The sequence below is a fragment of the Brevundimonas sp. UBA2416 genome (genome assembly GCF_002343105.1).
GTDB lineage: Bacteria > Pseudomonadota > Alphaproteobacteria > Caulobacterales > Caulobacteraceae > Brevundimonas.
Map to the genome: position 1 here is coordinate 30,128 of NZ_DDRM01000024.1, position 16,261 is coordinate 46,388.

Here is a 16,261-nt window from a genome sequence, read left to right on the forward strand (position 1 = left end):
TTCCCGTGCTGATTCGGGCTGAGGCGCCATGACCGCAACCGCGTTGACCTCGACCAAGGGCCGTCCGTTCGATCCGCTGCTGATCGTCATGGCGGTCGGCTTCGTGGTCGCCGTCGCGGCCCTGGCCTATCCGGCGTTCCGCGCCGATCCGACCAGTGCGCCGGGGCTGGTGCTGATCTTCACGGTCGGCGCCGTGGCCCTGATCGGTCTGTTCGCCTTCGCCCGCAGTGAGACGCGCAAGCCGATCGGCGACGCCACCATCGATCTGCTGGACGCCATGGCCGAGCCGGCGGCCCTGGTCTGGTCGACCGGCCAGGTGCTGGCGTTCAACGCCGCCTGGGCCGAGGCCAACGGCGCGACCGTGGCCCTGCCGAAAGGCAAGTCCGCCTCGGCCCTCTACATGGCCTTCGCCCAGGCCCGGGCCGGCGAACAGGGCCGCGCCATCGTGGTCATCGGCGAGCGCGAACAGGAGGTCCTGATCGGCCAGGCCGGGGAGGGGCGGTTCCTCGTCCGCGCCGCGCCCGAGGCTGTGCTGCCGGTCGCCGCCGCCGTCTCTCCGCGCCACGCCGCGACCTCCAACGCTGTCGAAAGCCGGGCCATGGCCGCAGGCGCGCCGTTCGGCTCGGCGGTGATCGCCGCCGAAGACCTGTTCTCGGGCAAGGTGGATGAGCCCAACGCCGCCTTGTCTGTTCTGACCGGCCCCGCCGCCGCCCGCGACGCCGCCTTCGGCCATCTGTTCGATCCGGCAGGCGTGGCCGAGGCGCGGCTGAAGCTGGACGGCGGCTCGTCGGGCCCGATCGAATTGGTCGCCCGCGCCCATCCGGACCGCATGCTGCACCTGTATGTCGCCCCCGAAGGCGACCGCCGCCGTATCTGGCTGTTCGACGTGTCGGCCCAGAAGTCGATGGAGCTGCAGCTGTCGCAGGCCCAGAAGATGCAGGCCGTGGGCCAGCTGGCCGGCGGCGTGGCGCACGATTTCAACAACCTGCTGACCGCCATCCAGCTGCAGCTGTCGGGCCTGCTGGAACGCCATCCGGTCGGCGATCCTTCGTATGAGGGACTCAACGAGATCCGCCAGACCGCCATCCGCGCCGCCGATCTGGTTCGCAAGCTGCTGGCCTTCTCGCGCAAGTCTACGGTGCGTCGCGAACGGCTGGACCTCGGCGAACTGGTCGGCGAATTCGCGGTCCTGCTACGCCGCCTGCTGCGCGAGGACGTGCGGCTGGAGACCGACTACGGCCGCGACCTGCCGGTGGTGCTGGCCGACAAGAGCCAGCTGGAGACGGCGGTGATGAACCTGGCCGTCAACGCGCGCGACGCCATGCGCGGCGTGGTCGAACCGGGGGCGGGCGTCGTCACCATCCGCACCGCACGCCTGACCGCCGACGAGGCGCGACTGATGGGCTGGAGCGCGGCCCCTACCGCCGCCGTCGCCCTGATCGAGGTGGCCGACAGTGGACCGGGCGTGCCGCCTGAACTGCTCGACAAGATCTTCGAACCCTTCTTCACCACCAAGGCGGTGAACGAGGGCACAGGCATGGGCCTCGCCACTGTCTACGGCATCGTCGAACAGGCCGGCGGCCATATCAATGTGTCGAACGCGGCCGAGGGTGGGGCGGTCTTCCGCATCTTCCTGCCCGAGGCGGCCGAAGCCGAACTGGCCGAGACCCCGGTGATCGAAAAGGTCGCCAAGGCGCCGCGCGACCTGTCGGGCGCCGGCCGTATCCTGTTCGTCGAGGACGAGGCCGCCGTGCGAGGCATCGCCGCCCGCCTGCTGCGCCAGCGCGGCTATGAGGTCATCGAGGCCGAGGACGGGGAACAGGCGCTGGAACTGGCGGAGCAACACGCCGGGACCATCGACATGATGATCTCCGACGTCATCATGCCCGGCCTCGACGGACCGGCCCTGCTGAAGAAGGCCCGTCAGTACCTCGGCGACGCCCCGGTTCTTTTCATCTCCGGCTATGCCGAAAGCGACTTCTCGGACCTGTTGCAGGACGAGGTCGGGGTCTCCTTCCTGCCCAAGCCGCTGGACATCAAGACCCTCGCCGAACGCGTGAAGCAGGAGCTCCACGCCGGCTGAAGCATCCGTAACTTGCCATTCGTTGCCGGGCGGCGTCCTCTGCCGCGTCGCGCCAAGGGAGCCTGCCGCCATGATGATCGATCGCCGCCGCCTGATGTTCACCGCTGCCGCCGGAGCGGGCCTCGCGGCCTGCGGCCAGGCCCGGGCGCAGACGCCGGCCGCGGCCGCCTCGGCCTCCGCCGCCCTGACCGCCCTGATGAACGGGATCGTTCAGAGCTTCCTGCTGGAATCGCCCGAGACCCTGACCTCCCTGGGCATGGACAAGGGGCCGATGGCGGCGATGAAGTCGCGCCTCGACGACCGTTCCCAGGCGAAGATCGACGCCGACCGGGTCGTGTTCCGTCGCCAGATGGACCAGCTCCGGGCCATCGACCGCGCCGCCCTGCCGGCGACCGAAGGCGTCTACCACGACGCCCTGAGCTTCTTCGGCGAGACCCAGATGATGGGTGAGCGGTTCCCCTATGGCGGCGGCGGGTTCGGCCCCGCACCCTACACCATCTCCCAGCTGACGGGGTCCTATCAGAGCCTTCCGGACTTCCTCGACACCCAGCATGCGATCGAGACCGCTGAGGACGCCGAAGCCTATCTGGCGCGCGTCGCTGCCTTCCCGACCGCCCTGGACCAGGAAACCGCGCGGATGCAGGCGGACTTCGCCGCCGGGGCGGTGCCGCCTGACTTCGTCATCGACAAGACCCTGCTGCAGCTCGCCAACCTCTATGACACCCCGGCGGGTCAGTCGGTCCTGACCACCTCCATCGTGCGCCGCGCGGGCGAGAAGAACCTGACCGGCGACTGGGGCGCCCGCGCGCAGCGGATCGTCGAGGGCGAGGTCTATCCGGCCCTGCGCCGTCAGGCCGAGGCCATGCGCGCGCGCCGCGCCGGGGCCACTCACGACGCCGGCGTCTGGCGGCTGCCGGACGGCGAGGCCTATTACGACTGGGGCATCCGCAGCTACACCACCTCAACCCTGTCGGGCGCCGAGATCCACGCCCTCGGTCTTGAGCAGGTGGCCGAGCTTTCGGCCCGCGCCGATGTGTTGCTGAAGGCCCAGGGGCTGAGCCAGGGTACGGTCGGCGAGCGCATCTCCGCCCTCGGCAAGGACCCCAGCCAGCTCTATCCCAACACCGACGCCGGCAAGGAGCAGCTGCTGGCTGACCTCAACGCCCAGATGGCCGAGATGGCCGTTCGGCTGCCCGAGTATTTCGGCCGCATCCCGGTCGCGCCGGTCGAGATCCGGCGGGTGCCGACCTTCATCGAGGCGGGCGCGCCGGGCGGCTATTACAACTCGCCGGCGCTCGATGGATCGCGGCCGGGCGCCTACTACATCAATCTGCGCGACACGTCGGAATGGCCGCGCATGCAGCTGCCGACCCTGACCTATCACGAAGCCTCACCGGGCCATCACCACCAGATCGCCCTGCAGCAGGAACAGCCGGGTCGGCCTCTGCTGATGCAGGTTCTGGGCTTCTCGGCCTATTCGGAAGGTTGGGCCCTGTATTCGGAACAGCTGGCCGACGAGATGGGCGTCTATGAGGGCAATCCGATCGGCCAGATCGGCTATCTTCAGTCGCTGCTGTTCCGCGCCACCCGGCTGGTCGCCGATTCCGGCCTGCACCACAAGCGTTGGAGCCGCGAACAGACCATCCGCTACATGGTCGAGACCCTCGGCGATTCCGAAACCGCGGTCACCACCGAGGTCGAACGCTACTGCGTCTGGCCGGGTCAGGCCTCCAGCTACAAGGTCGGTCACAACAAATGGGTCGAGCTGCGCGCCCGGGCCCAGGCGGCTCTCGGCGACCGGTTCGACATCAGGGCCTTCCACGACGCGGGCATGAATGCCGGCGGCGTGCCGCTGACCGTACTGGACAAGATCATGACCGACTGGATCGCGTCGCAACGGACCTGAGCCGGAGCCGATACTCCCTGCTCCGCCTGAGCGGAGCGGGGAGCCGGACCTTGCAGCCAAAGGAGTCTCCATGATCGACCGCCGCCGCCTGATGCTGACCTCCGCCGGCCTCGGCCTGACGGCGGTCATGCCCGCCATGGCCCAGACGCCCGCGGCGAGCGAAGACGCCCGGCTGCATGCCCTGTTGCTGGTCCAATTCGAGGACGGGCTGAATCGCAGTCCCGAGAGCGCCACCTCTCTCGGGCTCGACGTCGGCTCGCGCGCGGCGCAGCGGGGCCAGCTGAATAACCGCTCGGTCGCGGCCTTCCAGGCGGAAGCACCGCGCAACCGCGAGCGGCTGGACCGGCTTCGCGGCATCAACGCCGAGGCCCTCTCGCCTGAAGGGCGGCTGAGCTATGACGTCGCCCTGTTCCAGCGGGAACTGGCCGTCGACTACGCCCGCTTCCCCTGGCACACGCCCGACGGCTGGCGGCAGACTCCCTATGGCGTGTCGCAGCTGGGCGGCGCCTACGCCGCCGTGCCGGACTTTCTGGACAGCACCCATCCGATCGAGACCCTCGACGACGTTGTGGGCTTCCTGAACCGACTCGATGCCTTCCCGACCGCGCTCGACCAGGACACGGAGCGGATGCTGGCCAATGCGGAGATGGGCGTCATCGCGCCCGACTTCGTGCTCGACAAGACCCGGCTGCAGCTGATCGCCCTGCGCGACCAGCCCGGCGAAGATCAGGCCATGGTACGATCGCTGGTTCGCCGGAGCACCGAGAAGGGCCTGCCGAATTTCGGCGAAGGCGCTGCCCGACTGTTCGACGGTCGGGTGCGGAATGCACTGACCCGCCAGATTGAGGCGGTCGAGGCCCTGCGGCTTCGTTCCAGCCATCAGGCCGGCGTCCTGCGCATACCGGACGGCGAGGCCTATTACGCCCTCAATCTGCGCAATTTCACCACCACCGACTACTCGCCCGTCGACATCCACCGCATCGGTCTGGAACAGGTCGCGGACCTCCAGAGCCAGATCGACGTCCTGCTGAAGGGCGAGGGGTATACGCAGGGGACCGTCGCCGAGCGGCTGGCCGGACTGCGCACCGAGGCGCGCTTCCGCTTCGCCAATACGGACGCCGGGCGCGAGGAGCTGCTGGCCTTTGTGAACGCCGAGATGGCGTCGATCCGCGCCCGCATGCCCGAAGTCTTCCCGCGCATTCCGCGCAACGACTTTGTGGTGCGCCGCGTCCCGCCGGCGATCGAGGCCGGGGCGCCGGGCGGCTATGCCCAGGGCGGCAGTCTGGATGGGTCGCGGCCCGGGATCTACTACATCAACCTGCGCGACACGGCGGAGTGGCCGCGCTGGACGCTGAAGACCCTGACCTATCACGAGGCGGCGCCCGGCCACCTGTTCCAGGGCGCCCTGGCGCGCGAGGCGGGCGAACTGCCGATCTACCGGCGGGTCGGGGGCTTCTCCGCCTATGGCGAGGGCTGGGGCCTGTATTCCGAGCGGCTGGCCGATGAGCTGGGCGTCTATGACGGGGACCCCTTCGGCCGCATCGGCTATCTGGAGAGCTTCCTGTTCCGCGCCTGCCGTCTGGTCGTCGACACCGGCCTGCACGCCCAGGACTGGAGCCGCGAGCGGGCCATCCGGTATTTCGCCGAGAATGTGAGCGATCCGAACGAGTCCGAGGTCGAACGCTACTGCGTCGCCCCGGGGCAGGCCTGCAGCTACAAGATCGGCGAGACCTTCATCACCGCCCTGCGGGGCAGTCTGAAGGATCGGCCGGGCTTCGACCTGAAACGCTTCCACGCCGCCGTGATCGACGGCGGCAACATCCCGCTGACCATCCTCGAACGGCGTGTCCGCGCGGCGATGGCCTGACCAGTCTCCGGAGCCAGAGCATGATCGACCGCCGCCGCCTGATGCTGTCCTCCGCCGGCCTCGGCCTGATGGCGGCCCTGCCGGTCGCCGCACAGGCCCCGGTGATGTCGCCCGCTGACGCCCGCCTCGACGCCATGCTGACCCGCTGGTTCGAGGAGAATGTCGACCTGTCGCCCGAGTATGCGACCAACCTCGGCCTCGACCGGGGCACGCGCGCCGCCCTGTCGGGTCAGCTGCGTCAGGCCGGGATCGCCGACGCCGAAGCCGACCGCGTCCGCGCCCGCGCCCGCTGGGCCGAAATCCGGACGGTGTCGGAGGAAGGGTTGTCGGATCAGGCCAAGGTGTCGCTGGCCGTCTATCGCTTCACCGCCGAGGGCGCGGCCCTGGCGGCGGACATCCCCTATGGCGGGGGCGGACCCTATGTCGTGACCCAGCGGTCGGGGGCCTATTTCTCGGTGCCGGACTTCATGGCCAACCAGCACCGGCTCGAGACCGAGGCCGACGCCGAGGCCTTCATTTCGCGGCTGTCCGCCTTCGCGCGACTGCTGGATCAGGAAAGCGAGCGGATCACAGCCGACGCCGCGCTCGGCGTCATGTTGCCGTCGTTCCTGATGGACAAGACCCTGACCCAGCTGCGGACCCTGCGCGACACGCCGGCCTATGACATGGCCATGCTGCAGGCGCTGATCCGCAAGACGGACGAGCGCAACATGATGGGCGACTGGGGCGCCCAGGCCGCCAGTGTGATCGACGGCGAGATCAAGCCGGCCCTGACCCGCCAGATCGCTGTCTTCGAGGCCCAGCGCCCGCATGCGACCGACGATGCGGGGGCCTGGAAGTTGCCGCAGGGCGCCAGGGCCTATGCCCTGGCGCTGCGCGCCTTCACCACGACCGATTACAGCGCCCAGGACATCCATGACATCGGCCTTGAGCAGGTCGCCGCCATCCAGGGCGAGATCGATACGATCCTCAAGGGCATGGGTATGACCGAGGGTTCGGTCGGCAGCCGGATCAAAACCCTCAGCGAGGACCCGCAGCACCTCTGGCCCAACACCGACGAGGCCAAGATCGAGCTGATCGGGTCACTGAACCGTCAGATGGAGGCGCTGGAGCCGTTGCTGCCGCGGGTGTTCAACACCCTGCCCGGCGCACGGGTCGAAATCCGTCGCGTGCCGCCGTCTATCGAGCTGGGCGCGCCGGGCGGCTACTACCAGGCCGCCTCGCTGGATGGGACGCGGCCGGGCGCCTACTATATCAACCTGTCGAACACGGCGAACTGGCCCAAATGGGGTCTGCCGACCCTGACCTACCACGAGGCCTCGCCGGGTCACCATTTCCAGATCACGGTCGCGCGCGAGGCGGGCAGCCTGCCGATCTATCGCCGCGTCGCCGGCAACTCGGCCTTCAACGAGGGTTGGGCGCTGTATGCCGAGCGCGTCGCTGCGGATGATCTGGATGTCTATGCCGGCAATCCGCTGGGGCGGGTGGGATATCTGCAGTCCTATCTGTTCCGGGCGGTCCGGCTGGTGGTCGATACCGGCCTGCACCACAAGCGCTGGAGCCGCGATCAGGCCATTCGCTACATGATCGAGGAGTGCGGCGAGCCGCCGGAGTCGGCCGAGAAGGAGATCGACCGCTACTGCGTCTCGATCGGCCAGGCCTGTTCCTACAAGCTGGGCCAGACGGTGATCGCGCGCCTGCGGGCCGAGGCGGAGGCACGTCCCGGCTTTGACCTGAAGGCCTTCCACGACCGGGTGCTGCTGAACGGTTCCGTGCCGCTGGCGGTGCTGGAAGGCCTCATGCGGGCCTGATCGCCCGCGCCTCCACGATGGTGGGATCGGCGTCGGCTTGGGCCGCCAACCAGTCGCGGAAGCGGGCGATCTTGGGCGACCGGCGTCGACCCTCGGGCCAGACCAGATAATAGCCGGTGTGGAACGACACCGTCTGGCTGAAGGGGCGCACCAGCAGACCGTTGCGAAGCTCGCGCGCGAACAGGATGGGCGAGGCGAGGGCCACGCCCTGGTCGCCGAGCGCGGCCGCGACCTCCAGCACCTGATAGTCGGCGGTCAGACGGCTCATGGGCTGCGTCCCGCCGCTGACGCCCGCCGCCGCAAACCATGCGGCCCATTCCTTCTCCATGCCGATGCGCGGCGCATCCAGCAGATCGGCGGGCTCGACCAGTTTCAGCCGCTCGGCCATCGCCGGGCTGCACACCGGGGTGAAGACGCTGGGCATCAGCAGCTGGCTCTCCATCCCGGGCCAGTCGCCGGAGCCGGAGCGGATGCCGACGTCAAACCCTTCGCGGGAGATGTCGAGCAGGTTGGGGTTGGTGTCCAGCCGCACCGCCAGACCCGGATTGGCAACCTGGAAGCCGCCCAGCCGCGGTGCCAGCCACTGGGCCGCCAGTGAGGCGAGGGTGGTGATCGACAGGATGTGCTCGTCGGCCTCGGTCAGGTCGCTGACGGCCCGGCGGAGCAGGGTCATGGCCTCGGTCGCGGCGCGGGACAACCGTTCGCCGCCCTCGGTCGGCTGGACCTCGCGGGGCAGGCGACGGAACAGGCTCTGGCCCAGCCGGCCCTCCAGCGCCTTGATCTGCCAGCTGACGGCGGCCTGGGTCATGCCCAGTTCCTCGGCTGCGCGGGTGAAGCTCTTCAGACGGGCGGCTGCCTCGAACACCCGAATGGAGGCGAGGGGGATGCCGGCGAGCGGGTCAGCCATAAGGTATCCTTGTGGTTTGACGCGATCATCTGGTTTGTGGGGTCGTCTCGTCAAGCCTAGATATTCGTCATCGCAACAACAACAGAGGAGGCCGTGATGGAAAACGTCCACGCCGCCCACAAGGAAGATTACTCGGGATTGCTCAGCGCCATCGTCGAAGCATTGGCAAGCATGAAGCGCCGGTCCAAAGCGCCGCGGCCGCGCGGACTGGTCGTGACGCCCTGGAGTGGGCGCTCGCCCGTCGGCTGGTCGGCCTGACAAAATACCGAAACCAGGCCGAGGGAAGCCAGGATGGAAGACGTTCACCGCACCCATAAGGAAATTGCATGGGACTGGGCGCGGAATCGTCACGACTGGCGCACTAGCCGAACCCGTCAGCTCCTGCGCATGCCGCTCCGTATTGTGCCGCCGCCGAGCCGCTGACGGTTCCCTGAATCCGGTCCGCCGCAGGAGACCACCCTTCCCCCGCCCGTGACCTTCGGCCCCCTCGGGGTCGTGGCCCGAACTCCGGAGTCTCCTGCTCCCGGGGTTCGGGTCGAGCTATGTCTGGCGACGGAAGCGCTGGAAGCCTACCGTTCCAGTCCTGACCGGCGGCAGGAGCAGGCCATGCAGATCGACAGACGCGGCGTGTTTTTCGGTGCAGCGGCTGTCGCCATTGCGCCTGAACAGGGCTGGGCCCAAAGCCGCGACTATGCAGCAGCCGCCGACTATTCGGCACAGAGGCGCGGCGTGTCCTTCCTTGTCATGCAGGGCGGTCGCGTCCTGTTCGAGGACTATCCTCGCTCGAGCGCCGGCGACACGCATGAACTGGCCAGCGGCACCAAGAGCTTCAGCGGCGTGCTGGCCGCCGCCATGGTCCAGGACGGCCTGCTGACCCTGGATGAGGCCTGCGCGGACACCCTGACCGAATGGGGCGACGACCCGGTCAAGCGCTCGGCGACGATCCGCACCCTGTTGAGTCTGTCCTCCGGCGTGGGCGGCGGCTCCATCGGGCGGCCTTCGACCTATGCTGCGTCGGTCGCCCAGCCCTTCGCCGGGGCGCCGGGCGTGTTCCGCTATGGGCCCACCCCGTTTCAGGTGTTCGGCGAGATCGTCCGCCGCAAGCTGTCAGCGGCCGGGCGGCCCGACGACGTGCTGGCCTTCATCGACGAGCGGTTGTTGCGGCCCGCCGGGGTGACGCATGGGTCTTGGCGGCGTCAGGCCGGTCAGGCCAATCTGCCATCCGGCGCTCAGTTCAACGCCCGCAACTGGGCCCGCTTCGGCGCCTTTGTGCAGGGCGGGTGCCGCGTCGAGGGCCGGGCGATCGTTGATGCGCAGGCGCTGGCCGATTGCTTCCGCCCGACTCCCGCCAACCCCGGCTACGGCCTGACCTGGTGGCTGCTCCGTCCGGGTCTGGTTCCGCCCAGCCCGCGCTCCCCCATCGATTCCTCGGCCGCCGCCCTCGCGGGTCTGCCGACTGTGAGAATGGCGGCCGGCGCGGGCGATCAGCGACTGTACCTGATCCCGGATCGCGATCTGGTCGTCGTGCGTCAGGCTGACGGCATTCTGGCGAGGCTGGCCGGCGGCGGCACGGACTGGTCAGACGCGGCCTTCCTGCGGCTGATCCTCAACTGACGGTCCAGCCGTCCGCCTCGCGCAGGGCATTGTGAATGGCCGTAGCCGCCACCGCCGCTTCGGCCGAGGCGACAGCGATCTGGTTCAGGCCCCGCACAACGTCCCCGGCAGCGTAGAGACCCTTGACGCTGGTGGCCTGATGCGGATCGACGATCAGTCGGCCGTCCTCGCCGGTCCGGGCGTCCAACCCCTCGGCCAGTCCAGCGTTCGGCGATGTTCCAAGCGCCGAATAGACCAGATCAAAGGTGCGAAAGGCCCCGCCCCAGCTCAGCGCCGTCACCCGGTCGCCTTCCAGCCGGACATTGTCGATTGGCGCGCGGATCAATTCGATCCCCAGCCGCCCCAGCTCATCGGTCGCGATCGAAGCTTCGTCCGGCCCGACATGGATCAGGGTGACCCGGTCGGAGTAGGTGCGCAGGAACGCCGCTTCGCGCACGCCCTTGTCATCATTGCCGATCACGGCCACCGCCTTGTCGATGGCTTCAAAGCCGTCGCAGATCGGACAGATGCGGACCAGGGACCGCTCGATGGCCCGCTCCACGCCCGGAAGGTCAGGGTGATGATCGACCACCCCGGTAGCCAGCAGGACCGCCCGCACCCTCATCTCCCGGCCGTTCAGACGGGCCACGAAGCCGGCGCCGTCGCGCGTCAGCTGCTCGATCCGCCCCGCCTCGATAACCGCCCCGTATTCCTCGGCCTGTTCGGTCATCCGTTTCAGAATGGCGTCGCCGGTGATCCCCTGCGGGAAGCCGGGCATGTTGTGGCTGACCGGGATCCAGCAGGCCCGCGGCGCTCCGCCGTCGGCCACCAGCACCCGCCGTCTGAACCGCGCCAGATAGGTCGCCGCCGTCAGACCTGCCGGACCCGAGCCGACAATCAGGACTTCGGGTTCATCGCTCATGGGAGCCACGATCACTTTCCCTCCGCGCGGATGCAATCCGTCAGGGCCGCTTGCGGGCGTTCGCGTCCCTTCGCGGCCTCCGTGTCGTCCAGTACACGCCGCATGAGCTCGGCGTCGATCAGCACCGGCGCTTCACAGAATGCGATGATCCAGCGCTGAACCAGCGCCCTTGTTTCGCTATCCAAGAGAGACGCCCCCACACATGCTTCCGGTCATCAGAACCGCCGCGCAGCCGGGCGGTTCACCTTGGCTGTGGAAGACTTTTTCGAGGCAGGGTTAACCTCCGGGACGCCGCCCTTTGCACCCGCCCGCGCGCCCCGCTATACCGCCCGCCACACTCCCCATTCCCAATCAGAGGCGCGAACCCGCATGACCAGGATCAAGGTCGCCAATCCCATCGTGGACATCGACGGCGACGAGATGACCCGCATCATCTGGCAGATGATCAAGGACAAGCTGGTCTTCCCCTTCCTGGACGTCGAACTCGACTACTACGACCTGGGCATGGAGCACCGCGACGCCACCGACGATCAGGTGACGATCGATGCTGCCAGGGCGATCCAGAAGCACGGCGTCGGTGTGAAATGCGCCACCATCACGCCTGACGAGGCCCGCGTGGCCGAGTTCGGCCTGAAGAAGATGTGGAAGTCGCCCAACGGCACGATCCGCAACATCTTGGGCGGCGTGGTCTTCCGCGAGCCGATCATCTGCTCGAATGTGCCCCGTCTGGTGCCCGGCTGGACCCAGCCGATCGTGGTTGGCCGTCACGCCTTCGGTGACCAGTACAAGGCCACCGACTTCCTCGTTCCCGGCCCCGGCAAGCTGATGATGACCTTCACCGGCGACGACGGTCAGGTCATCGAGCATGAGGTATTCCAGTTCCCGTCGGCCGGCGTGGCCATGGGAATGTACAACCTCGATGACTCGATCACCGAGTTCGCCCGCGCCAGCTTCGCCTTCGGTCTGGGTCGCAATTTCCCGGTCTATCTCTCGACCAAGAACACCATCCTCAAGGCCTATGACGGGCGCTTCAAGGACATCTTCCAGAAGGTGTTCGACGAGGAATACGCTGACCAGTTCAAGGCGGCCGGCCTGATCTATGAGCACCGTCTGATCGACGACATGGTGGCCGCGGCCATCAAATGGTCGGGCGGCTTCGTCTGGGCCTGCAAGAACTACGACGGCGACGTGCAGTCCGACGTGGTGGCCCAGGGCTTCGGATCGCTGGGCCTGATGACCTCGGTGCTGATGACGCCGGACGGCAAGATCCTGGAGTCGGAGGCCGCCCACGGCACCGTCACCCGCCACTATCGCCAGCATCAGAAGGGTGAGGCGACCTCGACCAACTCGATCGCCTCGATCTACGCCTGGACGCGCGGCTTCTCGCACCGGGCCAAGCTGGACGACAACGCCGAACTGGCGCGCTTCGCCGAGACGCTGGAGCGCGTCGTCGTCGAGACCGTCGAGGCCGGCTACATGACCAAGGACCTGGCGCTGCTGGTCGGCGATCAGCAGGGCTGGCTGACCACCGAGGGCTTCCTCGACAAGGTGGCCGAGAACCTGACCGTCGCGATGAAGGCCTGATCCGAGCCCTCTCCCCCTGCGGGAGAGGGAGACCGCGCACGACTGCGAAGCAGTCGTTCTGGTGCGGTCGGGTGAGGGGTTTCACACCTGTCGGCCAGGCCGGCGCGACCCCTCATGGGCCCGCTGCGCGGCTCACCTTCTCCCGCAAGGGGAGAAGGAACGTTGGAGCGCGGCTTTTCCTGTGCATTGATGTCCCCTCACGAGGGAAAGACGATCTTGAACGCGCCATCCGACGAGCACCATCAGCCGGTATGGGCCCGCAACCGGAAGCGGCGGCGCGGGGGCGGTGGGCTGTTCGGAAAGCTGGTCCTGTTCCTCCTTCTGATGGCGGCCGTCGTCTTCGTCGTTGCGCCGTACGTGGCCTTCCTCGGCATCCGTTCCGCCGCCGAGGCCAGCGACGCCGCCGGTCTTGAGCGGCTGATCGACTATCCCGCCGTGCGCCAGTCGCTGCGGCCGCAGCTTGACGGCAATCCCGCGGCTTCCGCCCCGGCGCCCACCTTCCTGGAAGACCCCATCGGCGCCGTGCGCCGCCAGATCGAACAGGCGACGGCGCCGCGGACGCCGGATGTCGACGCCTATCTGACTCCCGCTGCCCTTGCAGCCCTGACCCGGGGAGAGGGCCGGTACGCCTCGCAGCGCGTTGAGGGCGGCCTGCCGTCGCCGGACAATACGAACACCGGCGGTCCGATGCCGCAGCCGGTCTACTGGGGCATGAACCGGGCCCGGATGAGCGTCGCCGACGAGGGCGGGTCCGAGACGGTCTTCACCTTTGAGCGCAAGGGGCCGTTCGCGTGGGAGCTGGTCCATATCGGCCTGCCCGATGGCGTCGCGCCTGCTCCCGCGCCTCAAGCCGCACCCGAGGTCGAGCAGAGCGGGCGTAAGGCCGGCTGACGCCGCCGCCTCTTGGCGACCCTGCGCGACTCGGGCAACCGTAGCGGTAGGGAGGCGTTACGACGCCAGAGGGTTGCATGAAAAAGTCACTGATCGTCGGCATTGCCGTCGGGGCCTTAGCCCTGTTCGGGATCGCATGGGCCGCCGCGCCCGTGCTGGCGGCGCAGGCCCTGATCCGCGCGGCCAAGGCCGGGGATGAGAACAGGATTGAGCAGCTGGTCGACTTCCCGTCGTTGCGCGAAAGCCTGAAGTCCGAGCTCAACGCCGAACTGATGGCGCGCATGAGCCGCGACCCGCGCGTCGCCGACAGTGGTCTGGGCGGACTGGGCATGATGCTGGCGCCGATGATCCTGTCCGGGGCGGTCGATGCGGTGGTCACGCCCGAGGTGGTCGCCCGGATGGTCACGACGGCCGAGGCCCCCGACCCGACGCGCCGGCCGCCGCCGGAGCCGGCCGGCGACGAGGCTGACGGCGACGACATCCATCAGGCCTGGGGGTACCGCAGTCTGAATGAGTTCGCCGTCACCCTGACCGACCGGGACCAGCCGGACGACCACCTGGCCCTGATCCTGGAGCGGCGCGGCCTGTTCGACTGGAAGCTGGCGGCGGTGGACCTGCAGACGTCGCCGGCAGCCTAGTCGGCGAGCGCCGCCCGAACCGCCGCGAGGCCGTCTTCCGCCTTCGACCCATCCGGCGCGCCGCCCTGGGCGAAGTCCGGCTTGCCGCCGGCGCCCTGTCCGCCCATGGCGATCACGGCGACGCGGGCCAGGTCGGCTGCATTGACCTTTCCGGCCATGTCCGAGGTCACGGCGACGGTGATGGCGGCCTTGCCTTCGGTCACGCCGATCAGGGCCACGACGCCCGAACCGACCTGCTTGCGGAAGTCCTCGGCCACGCCGCGCAGACCCTTGCCGTCGACGCCGTCGAGGACGCGGGCGATCAGTTTGACGCCGTTGATCTCTTCCGGCGCGGCATTGGCGGAACCGCCGCCACCAAGGGCCAGCTGCTTCTTCAGCTCGGCGACCTGTTTCTCCAGCGCGCGGCGATCGGCGGTCAGGGCCTCGACCCGGGCCGGGACGTCGGCGACCTGGACCTTGAACGACTGGGCCAGCGATTTCGCCACCCCGGCCTGGGCCAGCAGGAACTGGCGCGCGGCCTCGCCGGTCAGGGCCTCGATACGGCGCACGCCGGCGGCGATGCCGCTTTCGGAGACGATCTTGAACAGGGCGATGTCGCCGGTGCGGGCGACGTGGGTGCCACCGCACAGTTCGACGGAATAGGGCTTGTCCGCCTCGGCCAGATCGCGGCCGAGCGTCAGTACCCGGACCTCGTCGCCGTATTTCTCGCCGAACAGGGCGACAGCGCCGGCGGCGATGGCCTCCTGCGGGCCCATCATCTTCGTCTCAGCGGGCAGGTTCTGGCGGATGACGGCATTCACTTCATCCTCCATCCGGGCCAGTTCGTCCTCGGTGACGGGGGCGTTGTGGCTGAAGTCGAAGCGGAGCCGCTCGGCGTCGACCATCTGGCCCTTCTGGGCGACGTGGCCACCGAGGACATTGGCCAGCGCCTTGTGCAGCAGGTGGGCGGCCGAGTGGTTGGCGCGGGTGGTGAGGCGGGCCTGGGCGCTGGAGCGCAGCTGCGCACGGGCGCCGATGCCAAGCGTGCCTGTAGTCACCTCGATACGGTGGGCGAACAGGTCGCCGGCATGTTTCTGGACGTCGAGGACCGTGGCCGAACCCTGCTGGCCCGAGGCGTCGGTCCATTCGATTTCGCCCTTGTCGCCGGCCTGGCCGCCGCCTTCGCCATAGAAGGGGGTCTGGTCGAACAGAACCTCGGCGGTCTGGCCGGCAGACAGGTCGTCGACCGACGCGCCGTCGCGCACGATGGCGAGAACCTCACCCGATCCCTCGACCGCGTCATAGCCGGTGAAGACGGTGGGGCCGAGACGGTCGCGCAGGGCCAGCCATTCGCCCGTCGAGGCGGTCTGGCCCGAACCGGTCCAGTGCTCGCGGCTGCGGGCCTTCTGTTCGTTCATGGCGGCGTCGAAGGCGTCGGTGTCGACGGTGAAACCGCGGCGGCGGGCCTCGTCCTGGGTCAGGTCGAGGGGGAAGCCGTAGGTGTCATAGAGGGTGAAGGCCGTCTGGCCCGACAGCACGCCGCCCTCGCCGAGGTCGCGCGAGGCGTCCTCCAGCAGGCCCATGCCGCGGCCGAGGGTGGTGCGGAAGCGGATCTCTTCCTGCTTCAGCGTGTCCTCGACGAAGGCCTGGGCGCGCTTCAGCTCGGGGAAGGCCTCGCCCATCTCCGAGACGAGGGTCGGCACCAGCCGGTGCATCAGGGGGTCGGCGGCGCCGAGCAGGTGGGCGTGGCGCATGGCGCGGCGCATGATCCGGCGCAGGACGTAGCCGCGGCCTTCGTTCGAGGGGGTGACGCCGTCGGCAATCAGGAAGGACGAGCTGCGCAGATGGTCGGCGATGACCCGGTGGCTGGCGGCCATTTCGCCGTTCGGATCGGTCGAGGTGGCGTCGGCCGAGGCCGCGATCAGGGTCTGGAACAGGTCGGTGTCGAACACCGAATTCTTGCCCTGCAGCACCGAGGCGATCCGCTCCAGCCCCATGCCGGTGTCGATCGACGGCTTGGGCAGGGGGACGCGCTCGCCGCCGGGCAATTGCTCGTACTGCATGAAGACGAGGTTCCAGA

At 68.7% G+C, this 16,261-nt stretch carries 12 protein-coding genes; 9 read left to right on the plus strand and 3 right to left on the minus strand.

From position 1 onward, the window contains the following. The first annotated feature begins 28 nt into the window (after positions 1-28). The 4 genes from cckA to B3E43_RS08505 all read left to right on the plus strand — a co-directional run bounded on the left by cckA (position 29) and on the right by B3E43_RS08505 (position 7,667). Positions 29-2,083: a cell cycle histidine kinase CckA gene (gene cckA, locus B3E43_RS08490; protein ID WP_292028431.1), complete on the plus strand. Its 2,055-nt coding sequence runs from the start codon at positions 29-31 to the stop codon at positions 2,081-2,083. Between the two features lie 73 nt (positions 2,084-2,156). Beyond that, positions 2,157-3,989 carry a DUF885 domain-containing protein gene (locus tag B3E43_RS08495; RefSeq protein ID WP_292028455.1) on the plus strand — a complete coding sequence of 611 codons (1,833 nt, stop codon included), beginning with the start codon at positions 2,157-2,159 and terminating at the stop codon, positions 3,987-3,989. A 70-nt stretch (positions 3,990-4,059) separates the two neighbouring features. Further along, positions 4,060-5,856, plus strand: coding sequence for a DUF885 domain-containing protein (locus tag B3E43_RS08500; protein ID WP_292028433.1), 1,797 nt, complete (start codon positions 4,060-4,062; stop codon positions 5,854-5,856). 20 nt (positions 5,857-5,876) lie between these two features. Beyond that, entirely contained in the window at positions 5,877-7,667 is a 1,791-nt protein-coding gene (locus B3E43_RS08505) for a DUF885 domain-containing protein (RefSeq protein ID WP_292028436.1), read from the plus strand. On the opposite strand, the gene B3E43_RS08510 is transcribed toward B3E43_RS08505, so the two are convergent. After that, entirely contained in the window at positions 7,654-8,574 is a 921-nt protein-coding gene (locus B3E43_RS08510) for a LysR substrate-binding domain-containing protein (RefSeq protein ID WP_292028438.1), read from the minus strand. The genes B3E43_RS08505 and B3E43_RS08510 overlap by 14 nt on opposite strands. Positions 8,575-8,670: 96 nt before the next feature. On the opposite strand from B3E43_RS08510, the gene B3E43_RS08515 reads away from it, so the two are divergent. Beyond that, positions 8,671-8,832 carry a hypothetical protein gene (locus B3E43_RS08515; RefSeq protein ID WP_292028439.1) on the plus strand — a complete coding sequence of 54 codons (162 nt, stop codon included), beginning with the start codon at positions 8,671-8,673 and terminating at the stop codon, positions 8,830-8,832. Between the two features lie 348 nt (positions 8,833-9,180). Beyond that, positions 9,181-10,188 carry a serine hydrolase domain-containing protein gene (locus B3E43_RS08520; RefSeq protein ID WP_292028440.1) on the plus strand — a complete coding sequence of 336 codons (1,008 nt, stop codon included), beginning with the start codon at positions 9,181-9,183 and terminating at the stop codon, positions 10,186-10,188. On the opposite strand, the gene B3E43_RS08525 is transcribed toward B3E43_RS08520, so the two are convergent. Continuing rightward, positions 10,181-11,089, minus strand: coding sequence for an NAD(P)/FAD-dependent oxidoreductase (locus tag B3E43_RS08525; RefSeq protein WP_292028441.1), 909 nt, complete (start codon positions 11,087-11,089; stop codon positions 10,181-10,183). The genes B3E43_RS08520 and B3E43_RS08525 overlap by 8 nt on opposite strands. Positions 11,090-11,458: 369 nt before the next feature. Here B3E43_RS08525 and B3E43_RS08530 point away from each other — a divergent pair, with 369 nt between their 5' ends. From B3E43_RS08530 to B3E43_RS08540, 3 genes are all read left to right on the plus strand, one after another. Further along, a complete protein-coding gene (locus B3E43_RS08530; RefSeq protein WP_292028443.1) occupies positions 11,459-12,673 on the plus strand; it encodes an NADP-dependent isocitrate dehydrogenase in 1,215 nt (404 codons plus the stop codon). A gap of 216 nt (positions 12,674-12,889) precedes the next feature. Next, positions 12,890-13,564 carry a DUF2939 domain-containing protein gene (locus B3E43_RS08535; protein ID WP_292028445.1) on the plus strand — a complete coding sequence of 225 codons (675 nt, stop codon included), beginning with the start codon at positions 12,890-12,892 and terminating at the stop codon, positions 13,562-13,564. Between the two features lie 77 nt (positions 13,565-13,641). Continuing rightward, positions 13,642-14,202 (plus strand): DUF2939 domain-containing protein, encoded by a 561-nt coding sequence (locus B3E43_RS08540; RefSeq protein ID WP_292028447.1) that lies wholly within the window; start codon positions 13,642-13,644, stop codon positions 14,200-14,202. Here the strand turns inward: B3E43_RS08540 and alaS are convergent. After that, positions 14,199-16,261 (minus strand): alanine--tRNA ligase (alaS, locus tag B3E43_RS08545; protein WP_292028450.1); only part of this gene is annotated, 2,063 nt, incomplete at its 5' end. The two genes, B3E43_RS08540 and alaS, sit on opposite strands and share 4 nt — an antisense overlap.